The 25,150-nt window shown below is 56.0% G+C and carries 27 protein-coding genes; 3 read left to right on the forward strand and 24 right to left on the reverse strand.

The features are described 5' to 3' along the window. Positions 1–45: 45 nt before the first annotated feature. The 5 genes from ICT70_RS09210 to phnD (ICT70_RS09230) are packed head-to-tail and all read right to left on the reverse strand — an operon-like array spanning position 46 to position 4,199. Positions 46–765, reverse strand: a complete 720-nt coding sequence (locus ICT70_RS09210) for an HAD family hydrolase (RefSeq protein WP_191155813.1) — start codon at positions 763–765, stop codon at positions 46–48. Further along, the gene (gene phnE, locus ICT70_RS09215; protein WP_191155815.1) at positions 752–1,567 is read right to left on the reverse strand and encodes a phosphonate ABC transporter, permease protein PhnE; all 816 of its coding nucleotides are present in this window, start codon (positions 1,565–1,567) and stop codon (positions 752–754) included. Before phnE (ICT70_RS09215) ends, ICT70_RS09210 begins: the two co-directional genes overlap by 14 nt. Next, complete coding sequence (gene phnE / locus ICT70_RS09220) at positions 1,567–2,391, reverse strand: phosphonate ABC transporter, permease protein PhnE (RefSeq protein ID WP_191155817.1); 825 nt, start codon at positions 2,389–2,391, stop codon at positions 1,567–1,569. The genes phnE (ICT70_RS09215) and phnE (ICT70_RS09220) overlap by 1 nt, the downstream gene beginning before the upstream one ends. Then, positions 2,388–3,221 (reverse strand): phosphonate ABC transporter ATP-binding protein, encoded by an 834-nt coding sequence (gene phnC, locus ICT70_RS09225; RefSeq protein WP_191155819.1) that lies wholly within the window; start codon positions 3,219–3,221, stop codon positions 2,388–2,390. The genes phnE (ICT70_RS09220) and phnC (ICT70_RS09225) overlap by 4 nt, the downstream gene beginning before the upstream one ends. 3 nt (positions 3,222–3,224) lie before the next feature. After that, on the reverse strand, positions 3,225–4,199 hold the full coding sequence (gene phnD / locus ICT70_RS09230; RefSeq protein ID WP_191155821.1) for a phosphate/phosphite/phosphonate ABC transporter substrate-binding protein: 975 nt from the start codon (positions 4,197–4,199) through the stop codon (positions 3,225–3,227). Between the two features lie 266 nt (positions 4,200–4,465). Here phnD (ICT70_RS09230) and ICT70_RS09235 point away from each other — a divergent pair, with 266 nt between their 5' ends. The 3 genes from ICT70_RS09235 (at position 4,466) to ICT70_RS09245 (ending at position 7,977) form a co-directional block, all read left to right on the forward strand. Then, positions 4,466–6,895, forward strand: coding sequence for a glycosyltransferase (locus ICT70_RS09235; protein ID WP_191155823.1), 2,430 nt, complete (start codon positions 4,466–4,468; stop codon positions 6,893–6,895). Between the two features lie 527 nt (positions 6,896–7,422). After that, entirely contained in the window at positions 7,423–7,590 is a 168-nt protein-coding gene (locus ICT70_RS09240; protein ID WP_224746940.1) for a hypothetical protein, read from the forward strand. Between the two features lie 186 nt (positions 7,591–7,776). Continuing rightward, a complete protein-coding gene (locus ICT70_RS09245; protein ID WP_191155827.1) occupies positions 7,777–7,977 on the forward strand; it encodes a hypothetical protein in 201 nt (66 codons plus the stop codon). A 69-nt stretch (positions 7,978–8,046) separates the two neighbouring features. On the opposite strand, the gene ICT70_RS09250 is transcribed toward ICT70_RS09245, so the two are convergent. From ICT70_RS09250 to phnC (ICT70_RS09340), 19 genes are all read right to left on the reverse strand, one after another. Continuing rightward, entirely contained in the window at positions 8,047–8,445 is a 399-nt protein-coding gene (locus ICT70_RS09250) for a helix-hairpin-helix domain-containing protein (RefSeq protein ID WP_191155829.1), read from the reverse strand. A gap of 22 nt (positions 8,446–8,467) precedes the next feature. Further along, positions 8,468–8,638 (reverse strand): hypothetical protein, encoded by a 171-nt coding sequence (locus ICT70_RS09255; RefSeq protein WP_191155831.1) that lies wholly within the window; start codon positions 8,636–8,638, stop codon positions 8,468–8,470. Continuing rightward, positions 8,635–9,147, reverse strand: coding sequence for a CYTH domain-containing protein (locus ICT70_RS09260; RefSeq protein WP_191155833.1), 513 nt, complete (start codon positions 9,145–9,147; stop codon positions 8,635–8,637). The genes ICT70_RS09255 and ICT70_RS09260 overlap by 4 nt, the downstream gene beginning before the upstream one ends. After that, complete coding sequence (locus ICT70_RS09265) at positions 9,148–9,903, reverse strand: ParA family protein (RefSeq protein WP_191155835.1); 756 nt, start codon at positions 9,901–9,903, stop codon at positions 9,148–9,150. Continuing rightward, entirely contained in the window at positions 9,900–11,414 is a 1,515-nt protein-coding gene (locus ICT70_RS15175; protein WP_191155837.1) for a CHAD domain-containing protein, read from the reverse strand. Before ICT70_RS15175 ends, ICT70_RS09265 begins: the two co-directional genes overlap by 4 nt. Positions 11,415–11,799: 385 nt before the next feature. Beyond that, positions 11,800–13,719: a PhnE/PtxC family ABC transporter permease gene (locus ICT70_RS09275; RefSeq protein WP_191155839.1), complete on the reverse strand. Its 1,920-nt coding sequence runs from the start codon at positions 13,717–13,719 to the stop codon at positions 11,800–11,802. Next, positions 13,716–14,558, reverse strand: coding sequence for a phosphonate ABC transporter ATP-binding protein (locus ICT70_RS09280; RefSeq protein WP_191155841.1), 843 nt, complete (start codon positions 14,556–14,558; stop codon positions 13,716–13,718). The genes ICT70_RS09275 and ICT70_RS09280 overlap by 4 nt, the downstream gene beginning before the upstream one ends. Before the next feature lie 82 nt (positions 14,559–14,640). Further along, the gene (gene phnD / locus ICT70_RS09285) at positions 14,641–15,561 is read right to left on the reverse strand and encodes a phosphate/phosphite/phosphonate ABC transporter substrate-binding protein (RefSeq protein ID WP_191155844.1); all 921 of its coding nucleotides are present in this window, start codon (positions 15,559–15,561) and stop codon (positions 14,641–14,643) included. Between the two features lie 440 nt (positions 15,562–16,001). Beyond that, a complete protein-coding gene (phnP, locus tag ICT70_RS09290) occupies positions 16,002–16,823 on the reverse strand; it encodes a phosphonate metabolism protein PhnP (RefSeq protein ID WP_224746941.1) in 822 nt (273 codons plus the stop codon). Beyond that, a complete protein-coding gene (phnN, locus tag ICT70_RS09295) occupies positions 16,820–17,413 on the reverse strand; it encodes a phosphonate metabolism protein/1,5-bisphosphokinase (PRPP-forming) PhnN (RefSeq protein WP_191155846.1) in 594 nt (197 codons plus the stop codon). The genes phnP and phnN overlap by 4 nt, the downstream gene beginning before the upstream one ends. Before the next feature lie 3 nt (positions 17,414–17,416). Continuing rightward, positions 17,417–18,580: an alpha-D-ribose 1-methylphosphonate 5-triphosphate diphosphatase gene (locus ICT70_RS09300; protein ID WP_191155848.1), complete on the reverse strand. Its 1,164-nt coding sequence runs from the start codon at positions 18,578–18,580 to the stop codon at positions 17,417–17,419. 13 nt (positions 18,581–18,593) lie between these two features. Further along, complete coding sequence (phnL, locus tag ICT70_RS09305; RefSeq protein ID WP_191155850.1) at positions 18,594–19,301, reverse strand: phosphonate C-P lyase system protein PhnL; 708 nt, start codon at positions 19,299–19,301, stop codon at positions 18,594–18,596. Positions 19,302–19,311: 10 nt separating this feature from the next. Continuing rightward, positions 19,312–20,142: an ATP-binding cassette domain-containing protein gene (locus ICT70_RS09310; RefSeq protein ID WP_191155852.1), complete on the reverse strand. Its 831-nt coding sequence runs from the start codon at positions 20,140–20,142 to the stop codon at positions 19,312–19,314. Next, the gene (locus ICT70_RS09315; protein ID WP_191155854.1) at positions 20,139–21,044 is read right to left on the reverse strand and encodes an alpha-D-ribose 1-methylphosphonate 5-phosphate C-P-lyase PhnJ; all 906 of its coding nucleotides are present in this window, start codon (positions 21,042–21,044) and stop codon (positions 20,139–20,141) included. Before ICT70_RS09315 ends, ICT70_RS09310 begins: the two co-directional genes overlap by 4 nt. Then, a complete protein-coding gene (locus tag ICT70_RS09320) occupies positions 21,041–22,168 on the reverse strand; it encodes a carbon-phosphorus lyase complex subunit (protein ID WP_191155856.1) in 1,128 nt (375 codons plus the stop codon). Before ICT70_RS09320 ends, ICT70_RS09315 begins: the two co-directional genes overlap by 4 nt. Next, positions 22,156–22,752, reverse strand: coding sequence for a phosphonate C-P lyase system protein PhnH (gene phnH / locus ICT70_RS09325; RefSeq protein WP_191155858.1), 597 nt, complete (start codon positions 22,750–22,752; stop codon positions 22,156–22,158). Before phnH ends, ICT70_RS09320 begins: the two co-directional genes overlap by 13 nt. Continuing rightward, positions 22,749–23,228: a phosphonate C-P lyase system protein PhnG gene (gene phnG / locus ICT70_RS09330; RefSeq protein ID WP_191155861.1), complete on the reverse strand. Its 480-nt coding sequence runs from the start codon at positions 23,226–23,228 to the stop codon at positions 22,749–22,751. The genes phnH and phnG overlap by 4 nt, the downstream gene beginning before the upstream one ends. A gap of 11 nt (positions 23,229–23,239) precedes the next feature. After that, positions 23,240–24,262 carry a phosphonate ABC transporter, permease protein PhnE gene (phnE, locus tag ICT70_RS09335; RefSeq protein WP_191155862.1) on the reverse strand — a complete coding sequence of 341 codons (1,023 nt, stop codon included), beginning with the start codon at positions 24,260–24,262 and terminating at the stop codon, positions 23,240–23,242. After that, a complete protein-coding gene (gene phnC / locus ICT70_RS09340; protein WP_191155864.1) occupies positions 24,262–25,080 on the reverse strand; it encodes a phosphonate ABC transporter ATP-binding protein in 819 nt (272 codons plus the stop codon). Before phnC (ICT70_RS09340) ends, phnE (ICT70_RS09335) begins: the two co-directional genes overlap by 1 nt. Between the last annotated feature and the right edge of the window lie 70 nt (positions 25,081–25,150).

Here is a 25,150-nt window from a genome sequence, read left to right on the forward strand (position 1 = left end):
CCGGCATTCTTTGGTGTATATGAGATTCCTGTTTTTTCGAGTTGTTCAGCAATTGATCATTGTCGAAGATCGAAGGCGCAGACTGATAATCGGCCAGCCGTGTTGTGTTGCAATGCTCCTTAACCTCACGTCAGGGTCCACTGCAACCGGATGTGCAACCCGCTTCAGCAGGGGGAGATCATTACTGGAATCACTATAAAATGACGCCCTGTTGAGAAGTGCAGCCGATAATCCTGACTGCTTCAGCCATTGTTCGACTGCCGTAATTTTGCCTGCGCCAAAGCAGAGGGTCTTTCCCGGATATCCGCTAAAGGAGCCGTCTGTTTGCTGTGCTTCGGTAGCAATCAAATGCTTGATATTGACTAGCTTTGCCGCCGGTTCAGCCAAAAAATGGTGGGTCGCCGTCACGATGGCACAGATATGTCCCTGATGATGATGCGCCCTGACCAGATCAGTGGCACCGGAAGCAATATGCGGCGCCAGTTTGTTTTCACTGAACAGCTCCCGCAACGTCAACAGTGTCCTTTGCGGAATCCCACATAATGGCTGCAGCTGAAACCTCATGTAGGCTGAAAAATCAAGGCAACCATTGACATAATCTTGATACCAGCGTTGCTGCTCACGATTGATCCGCTCTTTATCAAGATATCCCTGCTCAGCGAGAAAACCAAGCCACAGGCTGTTGGTATCAGCCGCCAGCAGGGTGTGGTCAAGATCAAAAAGAACCAGTCGCGGTTCTCCATTTACCACGCTAGATAATGGCATGCCGTACCCGTGCCGATATCCACTCGCTGACCACCACCGTGCCCAGGATAACGATAAAAATCAAGCTGACCTGCGGCCAGGCCAGGGTATTGAGGGAATGGGACAGTTCCAGGCCGATGCCACCGGCACCGACCAGGCCGAGAACCGTGGATTCACGGATATTGATGTCCCAGCGGAAGACTGATATCCCGGCGAAAGCCGGCATAATCTGCGGGACGATGGCATAGTCGAGCACCTGTGACCCGGAGGCACCGGTGGCCAGGACCGCTTCAACCTGGGAGTGATCGATCTCCTCGATAGCCTCATACAAAAGTTTACCGATAAAACCGATAGAGCGCAGAGCAATGGCAATGATTCCAGCCAGCAGTCCGGGGCCAAGAATAGACACCAGCAGCAGCGCCCAGATCAGTGAATTGATGGAGCGTGACGAGACGATAACCAATATCGCCACAGGTCGTACATAGCGATCGCTCGGAGTGGTGTTGCGGGCCGCCAGAAAGGCAACCGGAACGGCCATGGTAATGCCCAGCAGGGTTCCCAGGGTGGCGATATTGAGGGTATCCCACAAGGGTTTCCACAGCCGTTCCATATACGACCAGCGTGGCGGGGTCATCCGATCGGTAATATCAATCACCTGGCGCGGGGCATCCTGGACAAACATCCACAGGGTGTTTTCATTCATCAAACGCCAGCAGAATATGAACAGGGACACCAGCAGCAGCCAGCCGAACCATGACAGCCATTGTTGGCGACTGGTGCGACGCTGCCAGATGTTGCTTCCATCCCTGTCACGTATCGGCATCACTGCACCTTTTTGCGGATAAATCCGGAAAGATATTCCGCCAGCAGAACAAAGCCGATGATAATAATCAGTATCGCTGCCGCGGATGAATATTCGTAACGATCAATGGCCGTATTCAGGGTTGCGCCAATGCCGCCGGCGCCGACAATGCCGATCACCGCTGATTCACGAAAGTTGATGTCGAGCCGGTAGAGGGACAGTCCGATCAAGCGCGGCATCACCTGGGGCTGAATGCCGTAATTGATCAGTTGCAGCCAACCGGCACCGGTTGCCCGAATCGCTTCGGCCTGTGATTCGTCGATATCTTCTATATCCTCGGCCAGCAGTTTTGCTAAAAAGCCGATGGTGGCAAAGGCCAGGGTCAGAAATCCGGCCAACGGACCAAAGCCAACCATCGCGACAAACAGGATGGCGATAATCACCTCCTGAAAACTGCGGGACAGAGCGATGACAGAACGACACACCAGATAAACCGGTGTCGGGGCAAGATTGCGGGCGGCACCGACTCCGATAGGTACTGAAATCAGCACACCGATGACGGTCGACGTCAGGGTCATGGTCAGGCTTTCGACGATACCCTCCCAAATATCGCCCCCACGGGACAGAAAATCGGGCGTTAAAAACCCGGAAACAAAAGCCCAGCCGCGCGGCAGACCGTCCCAAAGCCGGATCCAGTTGACTTCGATGGAATTCAAGCCAAGAACAAGATAACCTACAACGCCCACCAGCAATCCGTAACGTAACCACTGATTGGCGATAAAGGGCGGCTTCTTCCATTGCATTGGGTACCTAATGGCAACGGCCGCTGAAGATGAAATATTCATCGGGCAACCGCCAGTTTTTTCTCGGGCAGGGGTTCTTCTTCCTCAGCTACGGGTGGTTCTTCGACCGGTTCTTTACGGATGGTGGCACTCCAGTCTTCGGCACCGTAAATATCCGTCAGCACCTCGGCAGTCAGACCGTCCGGTGCCCCGTCGTAAACCACCTGGCCCTGTCGTAACCCGATGATGCGCTGAACAAACAATTGCGCCAGGGCAACATCGTGGATGTTGATAATCGCCGCTAATTGACGTTCCGCGCAGATCTCGGTGATCAGGCGCATAATCTGGCGCGAGGTTTTTGGATCGAGGCTCGCGGTCGGTTCATCAACCAATAATAAGTCCGGATTCTGCAACAAGGCGCGGGCGATACCGACGCGCTGACGTTGACCACCGGACAGAGCATCGGCGCGCTTATCAACATGATCCAACAAGCCAACCCGGTCCAGCACGGCAAAGGCCTGTTGCACCGCCGGAGTCGGAAAACGCCGCAACAGGCTGCGCCAGAAGCTCACGTAGCCTAATTGCCCGGAGAGCACATTCTCCATCACCGTCAGGCGCTCGACCAAGGCATATTCCTGAAAAATCATTCCCATGTGCCGTCGCGCTCGCCGTAACGCCGTCTGGCTCAGCGAGGTCAGGTTGAGCTCTTTGAGTTGCACGGTTCCTGCCGTTGGTTCAACCAGACGGTTGATGCAGCGGATCAGGGTCGACTTGCCCGCCCCCGAAGGACCAATCAGGCCAACAACCTGACCCTGAGGGATGTCAAGAGTGACTTCCTGCAGAGCCAGATCTCCGGTTTTATAGCGTTTTGTCAGGCGCTTAAGGGTCAGCATCGATTAACGGCAATCATAGGTAACGCCCATGGCCTTATCGATGGTACGTACCACGGCCCAGTGCTCTTTGTAGCTGATAGGAATAAATTTGGCTTCACCTGAATTCTTGAATTCTTCTTTTAAGACGGATCCCTCCCAGGGGAAGCTGAAGAAGGCTTCCTGAATCTTTTTTTGCAGCTCCGGATGGAGATTGTACACCACCCCGTAGCCGGTAGTCGGGAAGGTCTGCGACTTGTAGATGGTCACGATCTGCTCAGGATTTACCACGTCCCGCGAAAACATACGATTCAGCACCGAGTTGGCAATGGCTGCCGCTGGATAGTCCTTATTGGCAACCCCGAGAATCGAATTGTCATGCTTGCCGGAAAACACCGGCTCATAATCCTGTTCAGCGATCAGACCATATTCCGCTGCGAGTAATGCCGAAGGGGCCTTGAACCCGGAATTGGAGGTCTGGGAAGTAAAGGCCATTTTGCCGCCCCTGATATCCTCGATTTTACTGATGCCGGAACCGGGATAAGTAATGATCTCCATCTCATAACCGAAACTATTGTCAGCCCGCGCCATCATAGTAAAGGGGCGAAAGCCGGCACAGTTGACCGCCAGGGGATTGGAGCCGGTGTTGAAGCCCGCGACATGAAGTCGGCCGGCACGCATAGCCTCAAGTTGGGCAGCGTTGGATTGAACCGGAAAGAATTGCACTTTTTTGCCGGTAACCTTTTCCATATGTTTGATGAAGCCATCCCATACTTTGGCATAAACAGCCGGATCTTCAACCGGCGTGTAAGCGAATACCAGCGTTGCCGGATCGACCCACTGCTTTGGATCCGTGGGAATATCTGCTACCAGGTCGCCATCTCTATCGCTAAAGCGTGGATCCATTGCTGAAGCAGCACCGGCATTGAGGACTAATAACAGGAATAGGGCAAAGAGCAGCAGGGTTAAGTTTGTAGCGTGTTTTCGCAGGTGTCTGGTCATGGGGTGGTTGTCTCCTTTAAGAAGTCAGATTGGCTGTGAATGACTACGGCCCTTACGCATTCACCAAACGTGAAAGGCTTTGATCATGGATTTGTAGAGGTGGCGGATTAAGACAAAGCAAGATCCCGGTTAGAAATTGATGAGTGATGCACTTTGCCGCGCTTTGGTTTGGTCTGCCTTAAATTGAATACAATTCTTATGGTTTTCTTATCTAAAGCTAACGCTAAGGCAGATAATCGGGGAAAACCAAAAGGAGAGTAATCAGTATGGCACTAGCCGATTTACACGTTCATTCGAAATATTCCAATCACCCGTCCGAGTGGTTTCTGCAGCGCCTTGGCGCTTCTGAATCCTATACCGAACCGGAAACAATCTACGCCCTTGCCCGCCAGCGCGGCATGGACTTTGTCACCATCACCGATCACAATCGGATCAAGGGCTCTCTTGAGCTGGTGGAGAAATATCCGGATCGCTGCTTTACCGGGGTGGAATCAACCGCCTACTTTCCCGAAGACGGCTGCAAGGTTCATATCCTGATCTATGGTCTTGATCGCGAACAATTTGCCCGCATCCAGAATCTGCGAAAAAATCTCTATGAATTGCGTGATTATCTCAAAGCAGAAGATCTGGCCTGTGTCGTCGCTCACGCCACCTACGCGGTCAATGATCGCTTGAGCCTGGAACATCTGGAAAAACTGTTGCTGTTGTTCAATCATTTTGAGGGACGTAATGGCAGTCGCAGTCCATTGCACAATGATTCGTTATCCATGGTTCTGTCGCAACTGACCGCTGATGATATCGAGCGTCTGGAACAAAAACACGGCATCGCTCCCTGGGGAGAAATGCCGTGGAAAAAGGGTCTGACCGGCGGTTCCGACGATCACGCCGGTTTTTTTATCGGCAAAACCAGCACCAGGGTGGTAGCGAAAACTCCGGCAGAATTTATTGACCAGATCAAGCAGGGTCGCTTGCTGCCGCAAGGACGGCAAAACAACTTTCAGGGACTGACCTTCGCTATATACAAGATCGCTTTCGATTTTTCTCAGCACAAAAGTACCGCCTTTGCCCACTCGACCTTGAGCGATCTGACCCGCTACCTGTTCTCTGAGGAAAAGCTCAGCTTCAAGGATCGTCTGCGCTTAAACCGTATGCGGTCACAGAAGAATAATCATATCTACCAAAGCATTGTCCGGTTGATTGAAACCAGCCGTAACCTCGATCAGGACGACATCGATACCCGCCTGGAGCTGCTCTACGACTGCCTCAGCGATATTTCTGATCAGTATTTCCGCTCCCTGCTGGAATCCCTCACCACCAACCTGGAAGAGATGGATCTGATCCGCATCATCGCTGGTCTCTCCTCCAGTATTCCGGGGATTTTTCTCTCCGTCCCCTTTTTCTCGGCTTTCAAGCATATGTTCGGTGACCGCCGGCTGATCAACAGCCTGGTCACCAGCCTTGGCCATGTCAGCGAACCCAAGGCTAAAAAGATTCTGTGGATGACCGACACCTATACCGACCTCAACGGGGTCTCCATGACCCTGCAGACCATCGGCCGCCTGGCGGATGAAACCGGGTACGGCATTCGAATCCTCTCGAGCCTGACCGCAGCGCAGCAGGAACAGAACCTGCCTGCAGCGAGCCTCGTGATTCCGCCGCTGCATTCTTTCAAGCTGCCTCATTACGAGGAGTTGACCATTAGTGTTCCGTCGGTGTTGCGTATGCTCAAGGCGATCTACGAGGAAGACCCTGACGAAATCTATGTTTCGACACCGGGGCCGGTCGGTCTGCTTGGGGTGCTCATCGGTCGCATGCTGGGAACCCCGGTGAAAGGGATCTACCATACCGACTTCACCATGGAGGCCGAGGCGATCATCGACCAGCCGGAGGTTGCGGCCCTGATTGAGAAGTACAGCCAGTGGTTCTTCAATCAGTTCGACACCCTGCTGGTACCGACGACGGAGTATATGGAGCTGCTGAAAAAGCGCGGCTATCGTCATCGCCACATGGAACTGTTCCGGCGTGGGTTGCGGACTGAGCATTTCAAGCCCCAGCCGGTCACGATCGGCAAATCCTGTAACCATTCCCGGTTGCTCTATGTCGGGCGTATTTCCAAAGACAAAAATCTTGATTTTTTGATCGATGTCTATCGCCGTATTCGCCAACAGCATGCCGGCATTTCCCTGACCATTGTCGGTATTGGCCCTTACCTGGAAACCCTGCGGACTCATTGTTCCGATCTGCCCGACGTTACCTTTACCGGCAAGGTTCCTTACCCTGACCTGCCGGAGCTCTACAATCGTCACGATCTGTTCCTGTTCCCCAGCACCACCGACACCTTCGGCATGGTGGTCCTCGAAGCCCAGGCCTGCGGTCTGCCGGCACTGGTCTCCAACATCGGCGGACCACGCGAGATCGTCCGCGACGGACAAACCGGTTATGTTCTCGATGTGTCATCAACCCAGGGCTGGGTAACGCGCCTGGAGGAGCTGCTGGCTGATCTGGCACATGGCGGTAACCTGTGTCGATTGTTGGGAAGAAACGCGCGGGAACGGGTCGAGTCGACCTATAGCTGGAATACCATCCTGGAGGATATGGTGCGCCCGGAGATTGAGTCTGTTCGCCCGTTGCGCCACCGCCAGCCCTCACCGATTAAGAGGATGCTGAAGTTCGCGTCGAATATGATGGTGCACTGACTTTGTTGAACTACATGCTTGCCAGTAGGTTGTAAACCCTTGCGCTCTCTTATCTTCTTGTCGCTGTTCTTCGACCTTTCAGGTTTGTATTCGCCCTTGCTCCTTGTGCGGTAGGAGCATATTTCTCTGCGAGGTGCCATTTTATTCTGCCACATCGTCACTTTTTGTCACTGCTCGCAGGAGGATCTTAACTCCGCGGCGGGTAGAAACAAGATAGCCAACCAACTAGATAAAACCCGATTATAAACTAAAATAAGTGATCTAATTCAGTTAGTTGGAGGTATTGTTAGGTTGATTGAAAACCATAAATAGTAAAAAATAAACTATCGATTTGGTCAGCAGAATAAAAAGATGCGTAACATGCTGTTTTAAAAGGTGAAAATGAAAATTTCTGCTTGACAGGTGGCGGGTGAAGGTCCACAATTTAACCATAAAACCTTTTATGGTAAAAAATCATCTATATAACGAAAGAGAGGCTGACAATGCGTTGTCCAGTGTGTGGAAGTTACGATCAGAGTGTTTTATCAATGAAATCCAAGCAATTTGCCGAGGGGTTGGTGGAATGTTCGGGTTGCGGCAGCTCCTGGGCGATCAATCATGGTCATGCTGAAATGGTTGTTGATGCCCATCCCCAGAGTTTCCTGACGGGGCAGACTGAATGTGTCGAAGCTGACGATTATGTATGGGCCGCCTGAGGTCTTAGTCTGCTAAAAATTTCGTGTCAGTTCAGCACCGGATCGGGAGTCCTATGTCAAGGGACGCTTTTCGTCATCCATGACCGCTTTTTGTCGCCGTCCATGGCGACAAAAACCCTTGCCACAGGACCCCCGACCCTGCGCAAGGATAGAGCTGAATAATTACAAACTTTAAGGAGAGATATTATGGAAGCACATAATTTAAGTGTAGCGGGACCCTGTCGTTGTGGTGGTCAGGTCAAAATTTTCGGGCCCAGCGATTTTGCTCCACACAGCCATTGGGGACTTTACTGCTCGCATGATAACTGTGAGCATATGGTGAACGGCGAAACCCTGGAGGCCGCTATTCTCGAGTGGAACCACAGCCTGGAACCGGCCCACAGTTGAGCTGAAAAGAGAGTTAGCTGATCCGACCTGGGGGCGACTGCCCTCGCAGTGCGCCCGCGGGCGGCTCGGTTAGTTCTTTTTTGAAGTCTTTTTCTTTGACCCGGACGATTTCTTTTTGTCCTTGCTCTTTTTGGCTTGAGTGGAATTCTTTTTATCTTCTTTCGCAGATTTTTTCTTCAGATCCTTGTTCTTCTCCTTGCTCTTCTTTTTCTTCTTCTCGACTTTTTTGTCCTTGTCTTTTTTGCTGGAGTTACCAGGTGGCACAGGAGTGTCTGCTACCGCAGCTCCGATCAATAGCCGGGCGGCCTCGATCACCTGCCCGGCACGGATGGTATTGAATCCTTTGATGGCAGCCAGGTCGCCAATTCGTTTAGCGGCGAGATCTTCAGCGCTGTGGATACCATGATCAGCCAGCAAAACAGCAGTGGTCGGACCGATTCCAGGGACTTTTTCGATGGATGTTGGCATGTGAATTCTCCTTGATGGTGGGTCAGCTCTGTTGGTGCTCCACAACAAACCTGCGGATAAAACGCCTGATTTCACGGGCTGCGCTGGTGTCCAGTTCCTCACATAAGGCAACAAACTGGTCCCGTTCGGTAGCGTTGATACGGATCAGCAGTTGACTGTCTTTTTTGCCGCCCTTTTTCTGTTTGTTGCTCATTTTTCCTCGTCGGTCTGTTGGCCGGTACCTTGACCAATATCCGCCGGTAAACCGGCGGTCGCCAACATGGCATTGCTAAAGGCACGATCCCGGGTGACCTCACGGCCGACAAAGTCCGGCGGAACAAATTCGCGACTGTCGGCAACCGTCGCAAATTCAACTTCAAGCAGTATCAGCGGTTCCAGCGCACCGCGAAACAGATCCATTTCCAGACAATAGCCTGACTGATCCAAGATATAGCGGGTTTTTTCAACCCGTTTTCCTGCGGTCAGGGGCCAGAGCATGGCGAACAAATCGCTGTTGATTTCTTTTTCCTGTTCCTGCCGATCCAGACCACTGCCCCGCTTCAAGGTCATGGTGCAGCACCCGGCGCGGTTGCGGATGCGCAGTTCCTGTTGTGTTTCAAGAAGCAGATAACCCTGATCGATGTTTTCACCCTGGTGGTCATCCAGAAGATCCGCCGGCAGGGAAGCAACCAGAAACTTGCGTTCAATCTCCCTGTTCGTCATCTATCCAATACCTTCTAGCTGGAGTTCGACCTCTTCCCATAACGCCAGATAAGCCCTGTTCGCCTGGCGCCCGCGGGCAAAGAGGTCGAGGGGTGCGCGATGGACCCCCATTCTTTCAACATCGGTTGAATAGGGGATGGCATGGCGCAGAATACGCTTGTACCGCTGGCGCATGCCCAGGGCCGTATCACGATGCAGCTGCTTGCGCGCATCGACCATGGAGAAAAACGGCAGAAGCTTTTTGCGGTCATAGTCCTTGTCTTTAAAAAATCGCACCAGCTGATCATAAGTGCGTTCCGATAAGGGGGTAGGAATCACCGGCACCAGAATCAGATCGGCGGCGACAAAGATATTCTCGGCCAGGCGACTGACGGATGGTGGACAGTCGAGCAGGATCAGATCGTAATCCTGACTGATTTTTTTCAGCAGGCGCCGCAACACCGTTTCTCTGGAATCCGTCTGTTTTAACAGAATATCGAGATTGCGCAGGGATCGTTGGGCCGGAATAAGATCCAGGTTGGAATAGTCACTTTCCCTGATCTGCCCCATAAGGGCATCCGTTTGTTCTAATGTCTGTTTTTTCCACTTGCTGCCCGCTTCCGGGCGCACCCGGAAATAAAAGGAAGAGGCCCCCTGGGGATCAAGGTCGATCAACAGGGTTCGCTGCCCTGATTGTGCTGCTCGGTAGGCCAGATTGACAGCGGCGGCGGTTTTTCCGACCCCGCCCTTGAAGCTGTAACAGGCAACTATTTTCATGATCCACCATCCTGTGCCGCTGCATCTGTAAATAGTTCTTGAAACTGTTCGGCGATCTCGGTGCCGGAAAAAGCCGCTATCATGTCAACCACCTGCCCCCGCTCATGTTGTCGTTTGCTGTAAAGTACGGCGATCAGTCCGTTGATAGCATCCCGCTCGGCGGTCTTTATTCCAGCACCGCTCAGCAAAGACTCAAGGAATAAGCATTGAGAGGAATAATCATTAAAACGTCCGAGATTGTCCTGTAACTTTTTCAGCGCCTTGATCAATCGTCGCAGCTGATCGTAAGAAAAGAGTTCAGCAAACAGTTCAAGCAGATATCTCAACTTTTTGGCTTCGATGCGTACTTCATGAACCTGCTCGTCGGGGGTTTCAGCGTCAATGCGGGCACCATATCGTTGTATCTTCTGATATTGTGACAAAATCTTGCGGCTGACCTGTTTCTTTATCGCCATACCTGAATGCCGGGCAGAGAGATCCGGTGGTTCTTTTAGCTGCAGCTTAAGTAGCTGAGCATGTTCAAGGTAATCTTCCTTTTTGAGGGTTACCGTGACCTTGCGCCAGACCTGTTGGCGACGGCGCTTCAACCGTTTAAACAGGTCATCAAGCCCAGGTTGGAAATGGGTCGGCAGCATCGCCCGGTAGTTATCCTGATCAAGCAGAAAAACATCGAGGTCACGCAGTCGGTTGGTGGCTTGAGCGATCTTTTTCAACTCGCTACGCAGCGTCTGGTAACGTTTTGGCGGAAGTGCTTTTTTAAACAGGCTGAGCAATGAGCGCGCCTTGCGTAAATTGACCCGATACTGATGGGTAAATTCGGTATCGATGTCGGCGATCAGCCCTTCTTCCTGTTGCCGTGCCAGGCGTAGCAGTTCAGCGACCATTCCCATAACCGCTTCTGTTGTTGGTTGATCCGGATTAAGATGAAACGCCGGTTTCGTTGCAGGAGGGTCCGGGTTCAGGCCGCAGCGTTTAAGTAGAAATTTGAGGGTTATTGCTGACTGGCAGGCTGTGGCTACTGAATTGAGGTCATTTACAATAGCTTGCGCCTCCTGATCATAGCCACGCAATGACTGTATTTTCAGAAAAAAGGAGGTCGTTGGTGTTGCGTCAACAAGATGATAAAGGGTGGCGCGGGCAACAATTTTGTCATCGTTATTCAGAAAAGCCGAAGACTGCTCCTGCCATTGACTGCTAAATTGAGGCAGCAGCGCGCGTACGCAGACCAGGGGGTTCAATGCCTCGAAAAGGGGGTCATTTAGCTGTGTGATAAAGGATGGCCACCGCTTGGCATGAACAGCGACACGAAGTTGATCATCGCGATCATAGAGCTCCAGGCGCTTGCCGGCGACATGCAGCAGCACTTGGTCGGACATCCAGATCGACCAGTCGACGGTATCCAGGACACAAAGTTGGCGCTGCTCAAGTCTTTCTGCGCATACCTTCATTCTGGTTAATTGTGCCAACTCAGAAAGAGAGAGCGATTTTTTAAGCTCAAGATAATAATTCACAATTGGCTACCTGTAAAAACAGCGAAAACGTATATACATTGTATATCATGAGATTGCGCTCCTCAATAACAAACAGACATGTCGCTGAAATTCCTGATACCATCCTGAAAAAACTGGTGCAACAATTCAGCACCATCCTTGCCACAGGATCCAAAGGCCCTGCGCGAGGACAGGGCTGAATAGTTACGTTTTTTCATTATTTTTTTCGCGTTTGTTAAAGCGGGGCCAGGTCGTATCAAGGGCTAACAGTGATTCTACAACCAACAATGCTCAAAAGTCGTTAGTTGCCGGAGCGAGGGCATTTTTCATAAGGTGCGATGTTATTGCACGAAGTCTCAGCGTTTGAGGTTTCCTAAAAGCAGCATCTTAAGAGTTTCCTCAGTAATTACCGGCGCACCCGTGAGAGCTTAAGCATTCGCGAGATGCGGTCGATGGTGATGGTGAGGGCGACCATCATCAGCAGATAGGTGCCGGCTTTTTCAAAACGGAACCACTCGAAATTGAAGGTGAAGAAAAATCCGAGCCCGCCGACACCGACGATGCCGAGGACAACGGCGGCGCGCACGTTGCTTTCAAACTGAAAGAAGGTATAAGTCATCCAGTCCCGCCATGAAATCGGGGCCGCCACCGAGCCGAAGCAGGCCATACGCGACCCCATGAACGACTGCTCGAAACGGCGATAGGGAATATTGTCGACCGTCTCGCTGAAGACTCGAACCAGTACTCCCATGCTGTGAATGGATATGGCGATTGTTCCCGCCACTAGGCCTGGTCCAAAAAAGGCGATGAAGAGAAAGGCCCACATCACCTCTGGAACTCCCCGCGCGATCAGACCGACGATGCGGGCTGCCGTCATGTGGATAAAGCGCAGGAGGCGGATCAACGGGTGGGACGTTTCACCGGTGAACTGATCCGGTTCCAGTTGAAACGCCAGTGTATGAGGATAAGTCAAAAGGATCGCTCCCAGCATGCCGAGCAGCGTACCGACGACGGCGATGGCTAACGGGACGGTGGACGATTTTATCACCCGCCAGACGAACCACTTCTGAAGTTCCCCTTCCCAGGCAACCCACGCGGCAGGCCGGTAAAATTCGAGGGGTCCATAATTGTCAAAGAGGGAGACGGCTTTGCCGCCCGCGCGAAACTGAGCCGCTGCCTCCGTATCCCCACGGCCCAAGACGGCAAGATCGAGGTCGGGATGCAGCAGCCGTTGGAAAAAACGCAAATTCCCCCAGGAATCCCCCGAAACGAGCTCTGCAGCGGGTTTGAGATAATTTCTAGACTCGCCACCGGGTGCGGCATTATTCCCCCATCCCATGAACCAGAAGGACCAGGTGAAGGCGATCAAGATGACGGCGGCGCTCACATAAGCGCGGGAGAGAGTGGCAAAGGTGCTCCGGCTTTTGACGGCCTGGGGATGATTTGGATCATTTCGAAGTTGACGGCGGATGGAATTTGAGACGAGATCGACGGTCAGCGTCAGAAAAAGGGTGAAAAGAATCAGCGTACTGACCTTGTCCCAGGCTCCGAAGCGCACCTGATACCAGATCTCGGCGCCGAGGCCGCCACCGCCGACAGCACCGATAACGGCGGCGTTGCGGATGGCACACTCGGCGCGCATCAGGGTGAAGCTCAGAACGCTGCGGGCGGCCAGTGGGCGAATGCCGTAGAGGAAGGTCTTCAGGCGACCGGCGCCGAGGACACGGACCTGCTCGTACTCACGCTCGTCGATACTGTCCCACAGCTCGCTGTAAACCTTTGCGAGAATCCCGGTGATATTGAGTGCCAACGCCAGAGCGCCGGTCAGAGGGCCGAGACCAATGAGGGCAACGAGAATGATCGCCCAGATGAAGTCGGGGACGGCGCGCAGAACGTCCTGAAGGAGTCGGCAGGCGGAACAGAGGACCGCCGAAGGTGAACGAAGAGGGAAATTGCGCCGCCAACTGACGGCGTTCTCCTCTCCGACACACACAGAACGTGCAGAGCCTATGGCGAGGAGAAAACCGAGCACCACGGCGATGGCCGTGCCGAGGATCGCCGCTGACAGGGTTTGTAGCGTCAACTCCCAGGAGTGTTTCAAAAACTCGCCGCTGAGCTCTGGAGAAGAGAAGGCGCCCAACCACAGGGTCATTCGTCCGAGCGCCTGAGCGCGCTTCTGCGCTTCGGTCAGAGAAGTGACATCCCAATCTGCGGCGAAAAAGGAGGCCGCAACCAGCAACAGGATCGCCAGCAGAGCGACGAAATGCCCCCAGGGACGTTTCTGCGAATAATGGGTGAGAGCGGATGCCGGCGAAATGTCCGTCATACCTTGGCCGACAAAACCACGTCATCGAGATGCATCGCTCGATATTCGGCCCCGTACAGTTCGAGAAGGAGTTCGCGGTTGATTTCCGAAGGAGCGCCCTGCCAGAAGAGGCGCCCTTCTCGCAGGGCGATGACCCGCTCGAAATGTCCCTCGAGCAGCTCCAGGGTGTGGAGGTTGACCAGCAGGGTCGTTCCCATGCGTGAGGCGATATCCGAAAGCAGGGCGATAATCTCACGCCCGAGACGGATATCCAGCTGGCTGACCGGCTCGTCGGCGAGCATCACTCTTGGCTGTTGCACCATCAGCCGTGCAATGGCTACGCGCTGCTGCTGGCCGCCCGAGAGCTCTCCCGGCATCGACCAGAGCTTCTCGCTCAGTTCGACTTCACCCAGTGCCTTTCGGGCACCGGCGAGATCCTGTGGCCAGAGAAGAGACAGGATCGCCCGCGGCAGACTCCAGTGACCGAGATGCCCCATGAGCACGTTGTGGACAACACGCAGGTGCGGAATAAGGTTATCGTTCTGATAGAGAATCCCGATTTCGCGCCGCAGTCCCCTCAAAGCGTTGCCGCGAAGATGACCGGTATCGTGCCCCAGTGCGGTGATTCGCCCCTCACTCGGTTTGAGGACCGCACACAAAAGACGGAACAGGGTCGTCTTTCCGGCTCCGGACGGACCGATCACTGCGACCCGCTCACCCTCCCTGATCGAGAGAGAGATATTCTTCAGGACCTGCGTAGGTCCGAAACTCTTACCGACATTTTCGGCAACGAAGACCGTCTGCGCGGCACTCTGCGCGCTACCTACACACGACGCAGCCGTTTCAATAACTGCTTCCATAAATCCTTAACAAGTTCATTGGACAGGAATGTAGGGAATAATGTAAATCCATGGATCCCTGTTGGGACAAATCCTGGCTATTTCACCCGCCGATGTCGACGCCTGATTCGAGCATCGCCCGGTATCCCGCCCATTCATCCAGATCAGCCTCGATGAACTTGCCAGCTTTGAGGTAGCCGAGGATCTTCCTGCCTTCCTCGGTGTCAGTCGAAAGGCTCAGCAATGCGGCGCGAAGCTCAGCGAGAAGTTTTTCCCCCAGGTCGGTACGGGCCGCAAGGCAGTAGTTGGTGAAAGCAGGGGACTTGTAGATGATCGGCGCATTTGTCTTGAGCTTGTCACTTGCCTTGTCCCATGAAGCGAAGTTCATGGCGCCGAGGGTGAAGCTCCCCGCGGCAACCTGTTGCATGACTACATCGTGGCTACCACTGTAAGCGACTGTCCTGAAGACGTTTTCGGGAGACAGACCACTCTGTTCTGTGAAGAAGTTGCGGGGCATGAGATGGCCGGAGGTGCTGCTCTTGCTACCGAAGGTGAAACTCCACTCCTTCCCTTTCGCGGCTTCGGCGAGTTCCTTCAAATCATCGACGGGGGAGATTCCTGCTGCGCCGTGGGCGATGAAATAGCTGACGAATCCCTTGTCGATATCGCGGGCACCGACTACGACAAGATCGTCATTCATCTGCATGTGAGCCTGAGCCGTCGTCACCGCGCCAAGCCATGCAAGATGTGCCCTGCCTGTCGCCAGGGCGGTAACGCTGGCGGCATAGTTTTCCACGTGCATGTACTCGGTTGGAATCCCCACAGCATCGCCGAGGTGTTTGGCTAAGGCACCGAAGTGCTCGCGCATGCGGTCGGCGTCGCCGTCGTCGGGAATGGCAGTGATGATGAGCTTTTGTGGCCGCTGATTCTCCACGGCCTTTGCGGTGGGTTCGGTACCGGGCTCACAGGCCGTCAGGGCAAAGACGCTCGCCGTCAATAAAAATAGTGAAACTATATATTTCATGTCGATCTCCTTGGGTGGATAGTCGTTATCAGCCACAATGATGGTGCGAAGGCTCATAATGCGGGTGTCAATTATCCGAAAGGAGGCGGCGAAAAGCAAACAGGAACTATTAATTAATTCACTTGAGTAGATCGGTTTATTCAATATGTGTGGCAAGTGGTTATGGCTGACGAACAGCGTCCCTTGACATAGGATTCCCGACCCGGTGCTGACCAGATACCTTCAATTTTATAAAGAATGTGATTTCAGATAGTTACCCTGAAGCTACTCAGAAATTACAAAAAAGATAGCAGGTAGAGGATCGAGACCCACTTGCGCCTGTTGACCGAAGAGAGCGGAGAGCGCAGCGTTCTCCAGTGGCATCGTCACGCAAAAGCCAGGGACGCGATCTACGAAAATTTTGAGCGCATGGGGCTCCAACCTCTATTCGAAACATCCAATTACGCGGACACACCCATGTCCCGTCTGATTGCTGAAAGCACAAGGCCGTCATGGCCAACGTGAATGTGACTGGGAAATTCCTCTTTACCTTCCATCAGCCACAGATCAAGCTCGTGACTTATGTGGGTGATGATCACTCGGTTGGCACCAATGGCATCCGCGCTTTCTAACGCGGTGCAAACATCATTATGGTTGCGCGGTGGCTCTTCTTGCGGCGGGTGGCAGCAGTCTAGAACGATGCCGTCGGGGTGCCACCCCTGGAGAAAATCCCGGGTCGCGGGCGGCAGTCCCACCGTGTCTGTGAGGTAGGCAAGCTTTGTCGAACCTGTTTGTAGACAGTAACCGTAGGTCATTTTAGAATGACGCAGAGGCACCGCGGTGACGGTCAGGGCGCCGATGGTCAGCGGCACAAATGGTTCAGGGTGATGAAAATCGAGTATTCCTGGATGTTTGTAGAGATCGGCGCAGCCCTCGGGGTCGGGCGGCGACCAGACGGGTACAGCTTCAACCTGGCCCCAGCGCAGAGGGAAAAGACCCTGGACATGATCGACATGGAAATGAGTGAGCAGAATCGCGTTTAAGCTTCCCGCTTCAAAGCGTGCCACGAGATCGACCAGCCCGGCGTCGATCAGAAGTCGCGTACCGCCTCCTTCGACCAGGGCGGTCGCCGGTCGCCGGATGAAACGCGGATCGCGCCTTGCCCGTTCACAGGCGGCGCAGCGGCAGCCATAAAGCGGCACGCCGCCGGCGTTGCCGCTACCCAGCAGGGTCAGACGCAATCCGGTATCATCGTTTCGTTGTGGATGGTCGGTGGCAGTCATGTGCAAATGGCCGCCTGGTTCTTTGTCCGGCGGGATCGCTGCCCAGCGTAGTGCAGGATGATGCCGATAAGCGTATTTCCGCCCTCCGCCAGCAAGCCGTTATTGTTGATGGCAAGGCAGTCCCTGGCGCTCGCGGCCAGACGTTGATGGCGCTGCAAGCGCCCGGCGATCTGTTGCGCTGTTTCCCGGCCACGCTCGTGCAGCCGGGTTCGCAACACCTCCGGCGACACCTCGATGCACAGTGGTATCAGGTTGGGGTAGCGCTTTTGCGCCCGGGGCAGATAGGCGCGTGAGCCGTTGACAACGACGGTGGCACCGCCGGCCAGCCACAGGTCGATTTCCCTGCCGATGCCGTAATCATGGTTGTGGCTGTGCCAGTGCAGGGCGAACAGTCCAGCGGCGACGCGCGCGTGGAATTCCGCAGGGCTCAGGGCTACATGGTTTTCAGCGCCGGCGTCGGCCGAGCGGGTGATGTAGCGGTGGGCGAAAAGGATGGCTGAATGGCCAGTCAGTTTCTCTCGGGCGTAACCCATCAGGCTGTCCTTGCCGCTGCCCGAGGCGCCCATGAGGTAAAGCAGTTGTCCCTCCATTACTCAATCTCCTTGTGGTTGATGCGGGAACCCGGAAAATACCGAAACCCCCTTGACCCAGACGGTTTCGGCCTGCGGCAACGCACCGAACATCCGCACCGCCACCAGATCAGCGCGTTTGCCGACGCTGATTTCGCCCCGATCGTCAAGCCCGACAGCCTGTGCGGGATTGCGGGTGACCATGGCTACGGCACGACTCAGGCAGATATCGGCCAACTCCGGCAGGCGCATGATGGACGGCAGCAATGCCGCGGGGGAATAATCGCCGCACAGACAATCAGCGACCTCGGCGCGCACGGCATCGAGGGCGCGCATGTTGCCTGACTGGGAGCGCCCACGCAGGATATTGGGCGCTCCGAACAGGGTCGATAGGCCCTTGCGGCGGGCGGCGCGGGCGGTTTCAAGGTTGACGGGAAACTCAGAAATGGCCGCCCCCAGAGCGTGCACGGCGGCCACCTTGGCGGCGCTGTCGTCGTCGTGGCTGGCGATGGACACGCCCTGCCGTCGGGCTTGCTCGGCCAGGGAGTGCATACGCGTTATGGCGCCCCGCGCCCCTTCAAGCTTACGCTCCAGAATCGCGTCGATACTCTGCGCGTCGGCCTTGTAGGTGCGCGCCAGATAGTTGCGATAAGCTTCCACCTCGCGAAATTGGCCCTGCCCCGGGCTGTGATCCATGAAGGACAACAACTGCACATCACCGGCGTGCATGAGATCGCCAAGCAGCGCGGGTGCGTCGCTATCGGTCACCTCATAGCGGGCATGGATGCGGTTATCCACCAGGGCGCCGGGTTGCCAGGCGTGAACGGCGCGGGCGATCTCGGCGGCAAAAGTATTGTTGCGCACTCCCAGTTCCTGATGGGCGAAGGACAGGGCGTGAAAAACCGTGGTAATGCCGGCGGCGGCGTTGCGTCGGTCCGCCTGGGCACAGGCAAAGTCAAGGGGGAAATGGACGCCCGGGCGCGGTTCGATCTCTTTCTCCAGCGCATCGCAATGCAGATCAAGGAGCCCGGGCAGCAGGGTTTTCCCCCGCAGATCGATAATTTCGGCGGTTCCGGCAGATTCAGGGTCAAGGGCACTGATCAGACCATCCTCAAGCAGAACGGCGACACCGGCGCGCACTTCTTGCGGCAGAACCACCCGAGCGTTGGTCAACAGGGTTTTTTTCATCTTATCGTCCTTTTTATTCGTGGCACAGGGTTTTTTGCGGGATCAGCTCCACCACCCGATCGGCCAGGCGGCGCACCAGTTCGGGATGGTGAAAGACCGCCAGCATGCCGACACCTTTAGCCTTGATGGTGGTGAGTAGATCGATGACCCGCTCGCTGGTATCGGGATCGAGGCTGGCGGTGGGCTCGTCGAGGAGCAGCAGACGGGGCTGAGAAATCAGGCCGCGCGCCAGGTTGATCCGCTGTTTCTCGCCGCCGGAGAAGGTTGCCGGAGGCACCTGCCAGAGCCGTTCCGGCACGTTGAGCAAGCGCAACAGATCTGCTGCGGCGTCTCGCGCCGTCTCTCTGTTCTCGCCACGCAGCAGGAGCGGCTCGCTGACGACATCCAACGCTGGTTTGCGCGGCAGACAGTGGAGAAACTGGGTCACGAAGCCGATGTCGCGTAGCCGCAACTCCAGAACGCGGTGGTCCGACGCCTGCGCCAGATCGGTGGTGTGCCCCGCTTCATTCTGATAAAGGATGCGTCCGGCGCCCGGCAGATAGGTGCGGTAGATACATTTAAGTACCGAGGATTTGCCGCACCCGGTCGGCCCCACTATGGCCGTCAGTTCCTTGGGAAAAACCTGCAGATCAACCTCGGCGCAGGACGGAATCGCGGCCTGTTGTTCGTGCAGAAAAAATTGTTTGCTGAGTTTCTCAACGGTTAAAATGGCACTATTCACCAAAGGCTCCTTAAAGGGCAGACGCAACAAGCTGCTGGGTATAGGCGTGCTGGGGGTCTTCGAGAATCTGATCGGTGAGGCCCGCTTCGATGATCCGCCCGTTTTTCATGACAATGGTGCGATCGGCCAGCAGGCGGATGACGCCGAGATCGTGGGTCACCGCGATCATCGCCGTGCCTAGTTCCTGCTGAATCTCCAGAATCAGATCGAGAATGCGCGCCTGCACCGACAGGTCAAGGCCGGTCGTCACTTCATCCAGAAACAGCACCGGCGGGCTGGTGGAAAGCGCCTTGGCGATCTGGACCCGCTGCTGCATGCCGCCGGAAAATTTCTTCGGCGATTCGTCCATGCGCTCCGAACCGACCTCGGTGCGGGTCAACAGATCGCGGGCTCGCTCGCGAATCTGCCCGTAATGGGTCAAATCACTCATCAGCAGCCGTTCGGCAATATTGCCGCCGGCGGAAAAATTGAAATTCAGGCCCAGATGGGGATTCTGGTAGACGATGCCGAAGCGGTGATTGCGCAGTCGACGCTGCTGGGCCGCGTTGAGGCTGAACAGGTTCCACTGATGGCCGTTGTCGTAAAAGATCGCTTCCCCCAGGGAGGGGTCCTCGTCGAAAAACAGCATCTTGACGATGGTCGATTTGCCGCTGCCCGATTCGCCCATGATGCCGAGGATCTCTCCGGCGTGCAGATCGAAGCTGATGGCGGCGTTGGCCACCACCGATTGGCAATGGGGACAGATGTTGCTGCCGACATCGGGGCCGGTGCTCGCCACGCAGCGCGGGCAGCCATTGCCGTGAATCTTGCCGAGATTGCTGACCTGGAGGACTTTTCTCATGATGTGACCTCGCAGCTAACGCCGTTGCCGGCAGCGACGCGCTGGTTGCAGTAATCCGAATCGGAGCACTGAAAGGTGGCCGTACCGTTCGCGCTGCTGAATTCATCGAGAAATGAATCGCTGGCACCGCAGCGCTGACAGGCGCGCCGCTGCCCCTGCGCGTCGTTGAAGTCTTCGGCGCGAAAGGGAATATCATCAAACACCAGGGGTTCGGCGCGGGTATGGGGGGGCACGGCGTAGATCTTTTTTTCCCGCCCGGCACCGAACAGGATCAACGCCGGTGAGTGGTCAAGCTTGGCGATGTCGAAACGCGGAATTGGGCTGGGGTCAAGCACGTAATGCCCGTTGATGCGCGTCGGATAGCGGTGGGAGATGGTGATTTCGGCAAAACGCACAATATCCTCGTAGAGCTTGGTCAGCAGGCGCGAATAATCGCCTTCACCGTGCATGATCTTGCGTTTGGCTTCCGACGCTTCCACCACCACCAGCGGGTCGGGATAGGGCACCTGCAGCACCAGCACCTGGGCACTGTTCAGGGGCTGTTCGGGAATGCGGTGGCGCGACTGAATCAGGGTTGCTTCACCGGTGTGCTCGGTGGTGTCGACGCCGGGGCAGGTCAGCTCGATGAACTGGCGCAGATTGACGGCATTGACCGAATCATCGGCGCCCTGATCGATCACCTTGAGGCACTCGCCGCGCCCTATCAGGCTCAAGGTCAGTTGCAGGCCGCCGGTACCGAAGCCACGCCCCATGGGCATCTCTCGCGAGGCGTAAGGGGTCTGATAGCCGGGGATGCAGATGGCCTTGAGAATGGCGCGCCGCACTTCGCGCTTGGCGTATTCATCGAGAAAACCGAAGCTGTAGCCCGCTTCGTCGCGGGGAAGTTCATAGGAAGGATTCATTCGGGTTGTCCTTTTTTTTGTGCGCTTTTTTTCTGTTCGGCTTTGATCTGGGTCGTGCGCAAGCGATCCATATCCGACTGGAAGGTGACGTAGTGGGGCATCTTGTAGTGATTGGCAAAACCCATGGAGTCAACACCGTCGACATGCAGCACGACGAATTCGGGGTCTTCTGAGGGGTTGCTCGGGCCATCCTTCATCCCTTTTTGCAGGGCGCGATCAAGGACCGCCATGGAGATGGCCTTGGTTTCGTTGTGACCGAAACAGGCACCGTACCCCAGGGTGAAGACCGGCACGGCGCCGGCTTCGTCACTTTCGTACATGGCGACCACCTCGCACTCCGTCATCAGCACCTCACCGGCTTCTACCGGCTCACCGGTGACGGGATGGGGCAGCAGCACCGGCAGGTAGCCAACGCGTAGCTCAGCAATGGTCGGGTGCACGTCGCCGTAGCCGCGCATGTTGGAATAGGCCAGGGCCAGCAGCGATCCGGTCTCCGCCCGGGCCATGCTGGCCAGCACCGCCGAACGCGGGATGGGAAAAACCAGAGGCTCGCGGGTGATGTCGAAGGGTTCGCCCTGCCCTGGGGGCGAGGCAGGCAACAGGCCATCACGGCGCAGCGCCTCCACCACTTTGGGAAAGGTCTGGGGCAGGGCCTCGGACGGCGTATCAGCCAGAAAGCGGGCGGCGATCCCACGAAAAACCTCGGGCGACTCGTCCGCCAGTTCCAGACGCATCAAGCGCAGGGCGTAATCGGTGGTCGGTCCGAGCATCTGTCCGCCGGGGATATCCTTGAAGGCGCTGGAGATCCGGCGGATGACCCGCATGCCCTCGGTTTCCTGCACCGGCGTGGTCAGCAGGCGTGGTTTGGTGGAACGGTAGGCGCGCAGGGCAAAAGCCGCCTCCAAGGTGTCACCTTGCATCTGTTTGATGGCCAGAGCAGCCAGGGGCGGGTGATAGAGTCCGCCCTCGGAGAGGATGCGCGAGGTGAGCAGGCGCAGTTGGTGCTCAATAGTGTTCAGACTTAAAGCGGTCCCTTCATCTGCTTCGGCGGCACGCAGGGCTTCGAGGGCCTCCAGCGACCCTTTGATGGCGGTGCCACCGCCTCTGATAGCTACATATCCCATGGTCTTCCTTCCTTGCTGCTGATACGGGTGGTGCGTGGCCAGGCCATCAGCCGGACGTCATCGCAGAGGATCATGTCGACACCCAAGGGGAAGGATTCATTCCAGTCCCGGCGCTGCTGCAGCCAACTTTCGTCAAGTCCGGTGCAGGTGACCTGGGTAAGGGACGCGATACCGGGTCCACGCAGGGTCAACGCCTCGCCCTTGCTGATCTGCGCGACACGCAGGATGATAGTGGCACCCTGTTCGGGACATTCCAGCGAGCCGAGGGCGGGCGTAAAGGTCGGGGCCTGATCGCCGCGCGCGACGATGAAGCGCGCCTTCTCAGGGGCTTGATTGGTGGTTTCGAGTTTCCGCCAGTCTTCTGTGGGAATCAGTCGAGCCGGGTCGGCGAGGGTGACTTCACCGTCGATCAATGTGGCCAGGATCAAGCGCAGCAAGGCGTTAGCCACTGCCTCTTGCGGTAGCATCGGGGTCGGTTGCGCACCGGGAAAGGCAAAGGCATCGAGCAGCTGCCGAAACAGCTGTTGCTGTAATGCCGGTTCCCAGAGATTGAAGGTCTGGTGCCTTCTGATCGAAGTCGTCATAGGTCATTACCCTCACTAACGCCGTCCAACAGGGAAAAATCGACCCGGGTCCGCGTCAACAGCGCGCCGCGCTCGGCGTCGATTTGGGCTCTCAAGCGTGTGCCTTGGGTCAACAGGGCGTGAATCAGCTCTTCGCCTGCCAGGCCGGCCGCGAGCACGGCGTCGCATATAGCGATGTCACGCGCCAGGCCGGCGCGGTCGTCCATTATTTGAGCCGCCCCTTCGCTCTGACGCCCCTCGGGGTCGGTGACCCGGACGACAGCTCGCGCCAGGGGTATCTCGCCGATAAAATAGGGCTCGGCCAGAGCGCCATCGCGCAGTTGCAGCAAGGCCAGGCCCGCTTGCGGCAGCGCCAGATCAACAACCTGACACTGCTCCTTGATCTCCCGCAAGGCGGCACTGAAGTGGTGCGCCGGTAGCGTCAGTAGCAGGCGCGGCCAATCACGCCGGAGAGTTGATGGTGATGGTTCGTTCATAGTTTTTGCTCCTACATCATGCGCTTGCGCAGATTACCGGCAATGTATTCCAGGACGATGACCGTCAGCAGGATCACCAGCAAAATGGTCGATACGTGGCCGAAGTTGAACATCTCAAAGCGCCCTTTGAGCTCCTGACCGATGCCGCCGGCACCGACGATACCCAGCACCGTGGCGCTGCGGATGTTGCGCTCAAGGATGTATTGTACGTAGCCGGTGTAGGAGGGCGCCACCTGCGGCAGCACCGTGTATATCAGCACCTTGACGCGATTAGCGCCGGTACTCAGCAACGCTTCCTGCGGACCTTTGTCGGCGTTTTCGATATCCTCGGCAAAAAATTTGCCGAGAAAGCCCGAGGTATGCACCCCCAGGGCGAGAACCCCGGCGATCGGTCCAAAACCGTAGGCCAGCACCAGAAACAGGGCAATAATCAGCTCCGGCATGGCCCGGAAAAAACTGCTGGTGGTGCGTGACAGATGGTACAAAAGGGCGAAGGGGGCGTAATTGCGGGCACCGAAATAGCCCAGAGGAATGGCGATCAGTACCGAGAGGATGGTACCCCAGATGGCAATTTCAATGGTCTGCCACATCAACCAGAGCACATAGCGCAGATACCCCAAAGGTTCGATCAGAACCTGCCGTTCGACCTCAATGGTCTCCATCTGCAGGGTATTGGTATTGAGCTGGGAGAGGGTCTGGATTTCCGTTTCCAGCCGCCCCAGCCAGGGTAGGCGTTCGGGGTCGAAATTCTCGATGCGGCCGACTTCGCGGCGTTCGGCGACAACCAGCGGGAACATGTCGCCGAAAATCCGGCCCAGACCCCGCGCTACCTGCGACTCATCGGTGATGCCGGTGACCGACAGCAGAGCCTCACCGCTCATGACCATCATCCGGTCGATTTCGGTGCGTTGGGCCGAGAACGTCAGCAGCACGACGACCAACAAGGTGGCGGCGATAAAACGTTTGGTATATTCAGGACGCAAGGTCCATTCGGAAACCGAGCGTTTGCCGGTCGTATCAGCTCTTTCGACCATTACGCCGCCTCGCCCAGCCGGTTGGAGCCAAGCCCGAGCATCCCCTTGATGGTCGAGGCGCCTTCGGCCTGTCGGCTACCGCTCTGCTCATCGCCGTAGATCTCGCCGAGGACCTCATCGGTCAGATCGCTGGGTGAGCCGTCAAAGACAACGCGGCCGGTTTTCATAGCGACGATGCGGTCAGCGAACTCCCTGGCCAGATCAACTTGATGCAGACTGCACAACACGGTGGCGTTACGCGCCTGGCTGGCGTTACGCAGTAATTGCATGATGTCACGACTGATGCGCGGATCGAGGCTGGCGACAGGCTCATCGGCCAGCACCACCTCGGGATCGCCGATAAACGCCCGGGCAATGCCGACTCGCTGCTGCTGGCCACCGGACAGGCCGCTGGCTTTGCGGTAGACATGCTCTTCGCTCAATCCCACACTTTCAATCAGGCGACAGGCGTTGTGCTTCTGCTCCCTGGGGAAAACCCCCAGCAGGCTTTTGATCAGGGATGCGCGGCCCAGCAGACCGCAAAGCACATTGGTTAAAACGGTCAGGCGCGGCACCAGATTAAATGACTGGTGCACCATTGCCACGCGGCGGCGCATGAACAAAAGATCCTGACGCCCGGTAATCGGCCGTCCGGCAAAGATGATGCGACCAGAGGTCGGCTCCACCAGACCGTTAAGACTGCGCAACAGGGTGGATTTGCCGGCGCCCGACGGACCCAGCAGAACACAGAACTGACCTTTGGGAATCTCAAGGTTGATGTTGTGCATGGCCAGGGTGCCGTCGGCAAACTGTTTGGTCAAGGCTTCGAACTGAATCATGGTAAATCTCCCGGCGGGATTCGCCCGTCCCGATCAGGTACGACGAACCCCGCATGACAGCTGTGATGAT

It is taken from the genome of Pelovirga terrestris, from assembly GCF_014773365.1.
Classification (GTDB): domain Bacteria; phylum Desulfobacterota; class Desulfuromonadia; order Desulfuromonadales; family Geopsychrobacteraceae; genus Pelovirga; species Pelovirga terrestris.

Coding starts and splice junctions, on each gene's coding strand:
- ICT70_RS09210 (WP_191155813.1), bottom strand. CDS start 765: ATGCCATTATCTAGCGTGGTAAATGGAGAACCGCGACTGGTTCTTTTT.
- phnE (WP_191155815.1), bottom strand. CDS start 1,567: ATGCCGATACGTGACAGGGATGGAAGCAACATCTGGCAGCGTCGCACC.
- phnE (WP_191155817.1), bottom strand. CDS start 2,391: ATGAATATTTCATCTTCAGCGGCCGTTGCCATTAGGTACCCAATGCAA.
- phnC (WP_191155819.1), bottom strand. CDS start 3,221: ATGCTGACCCTTAAGCGCCTGACAAAACGCTATAAAACCGGAGATCTG.
- phnD (WP_191155821.1), bottom strand. CDS start 4,199: ATGACCAGACACCTGCGAAAACACGCTACAAACTTAACCCTGCTGCTC.
- ICT70_RS09235 (WP_191155823.1), top strand. CDS start 4,466: ATGGCACTAGCCGATTTACACGTTCATTCGAAATATTCCAATCACCCG.
- ICT70_RS09240 (WP_224746940.1), top strand. CDS start 7,423: ATGAAATCCAAGCAATTTGCCGAGGGGTTGGTGGAATGTTCGGGTTGC.
- ICT70_RS09245 (WP_191155827.1), top strand. CDS start 7,777: ATGGAAGCACATAATTTAAGTGTAGCGGGACCCTGTCGTTGTGGTGGT.
- ICT70_RS09250 (WP_191155829.1), bottom strand. CDS start 8,445: ATGCCAACATCCATCGAAAAAGTCCCTGGAATCGGTCCGACCACTGCT.
- ICT70_RS09255 (WP_191155831.1), bottom strand. CDS start 8,638: ATGAGCAACAAACAGAAAAAGGGCGGCAAAAAAGACAGTCAACTGCTG.
- ICT70_RS09260 (WP_191155833.1), bottom strand. CDS start 9,147: ATGACGAACAGGGAGATTGAACGCAAGTTTCTGGTTGCTTCCCTGCCG.
- ICT70_RS09265 (WP_191155835.1), bottom strand. CDS start 9,903: ATGAAAATAGTTGCCTGTTACAGCTTCAAGGGCGGGGTCGGAAAAACC.
- ICT70_RS09275 (WP_191155839.1), bottom strand. CDS start 13,719: ATGACGGACATTTCGCCGGCATCCGCTCTCACCCATTATTCGCAGAAA.
- ICT70_RS09280 (WP_191155841.1), bottom strand. CDS start 14,558: ATGGAAGCAGTTATTGAAACGGCTGCGTCGTGTGTAGGTAGCGCGCAG.
- phnD (WP_191155844.1), bottom strand. CDS start 15,561: ATGAAATATATAGTTTCACTATTTTTATTGACGGCGAGCGTCTTTGCC.
- phnP (WP_224746941.1), bottom strand. CDS start 16,823: ATGACTGCCACCGACCATCCACAACGAAACGATGATACCGGATTGCGT.
- phnN (WP_191155846.1), bottom strand. CDS start 17,413: ATGGAGGGACAACTGCTTTACCTCATGGGCGCCTCGGGCAGCGGCAAG.
- ICT70_RS09300 (WP_191155848.1), bottom strand. CDS start 18,580: ATGAAAAAAACCCTGTTGACCAACGCTCGGGTGGTTCTGCCGCAAGAA.
- ICT70_RS09310 (WP_191155852.1), bottom strand. CDS start 20,142: ATGAGAAAAGTCCTCCAGGTCAGCAATCTCGGCAAGATTCACGGCAAT.
- ICT70_RS09315 (WP_191155854.1), bottom strand. CDS start 21,044: ATGAATCCTTCCTATGAACTTCCCCGCGACGAAGCGGGCTACAGCTTC.
- ICT70_RS09320 (WP_191155856.1), bottom strand. CDS start 22,168: ATGGGATATGTAGCTATCAGAGGCGGTGGCACCGCCATCAAAGGGTCG.
- phnH (WP_191155858.1), bottom strand. CDS start 22,752: ATGACGACTTCGATCAGAAGGCACCAGACCTTCAATCTCTGGGAACCG.
- phnG (WP_191155861.1), bottom strand. CDS start 23,228: ATGAACGAACCATCACCATCAACTCTCCGGCGTGATTGGCCGCGCCTG.
- phnE (WP_191155862.1), bottom strand. CDS start 24,262: ATGGTCGAAAGAGCTGATACGACCGGCAAACGCTCGGTTTCCGAATGG.
- phnC (WP_191155864.1), bottom strand. CDS start 25,080: ATGATTCAGTTCGAAGCCTTGACCAAACAGTTTGCCGACGGCACCCTG.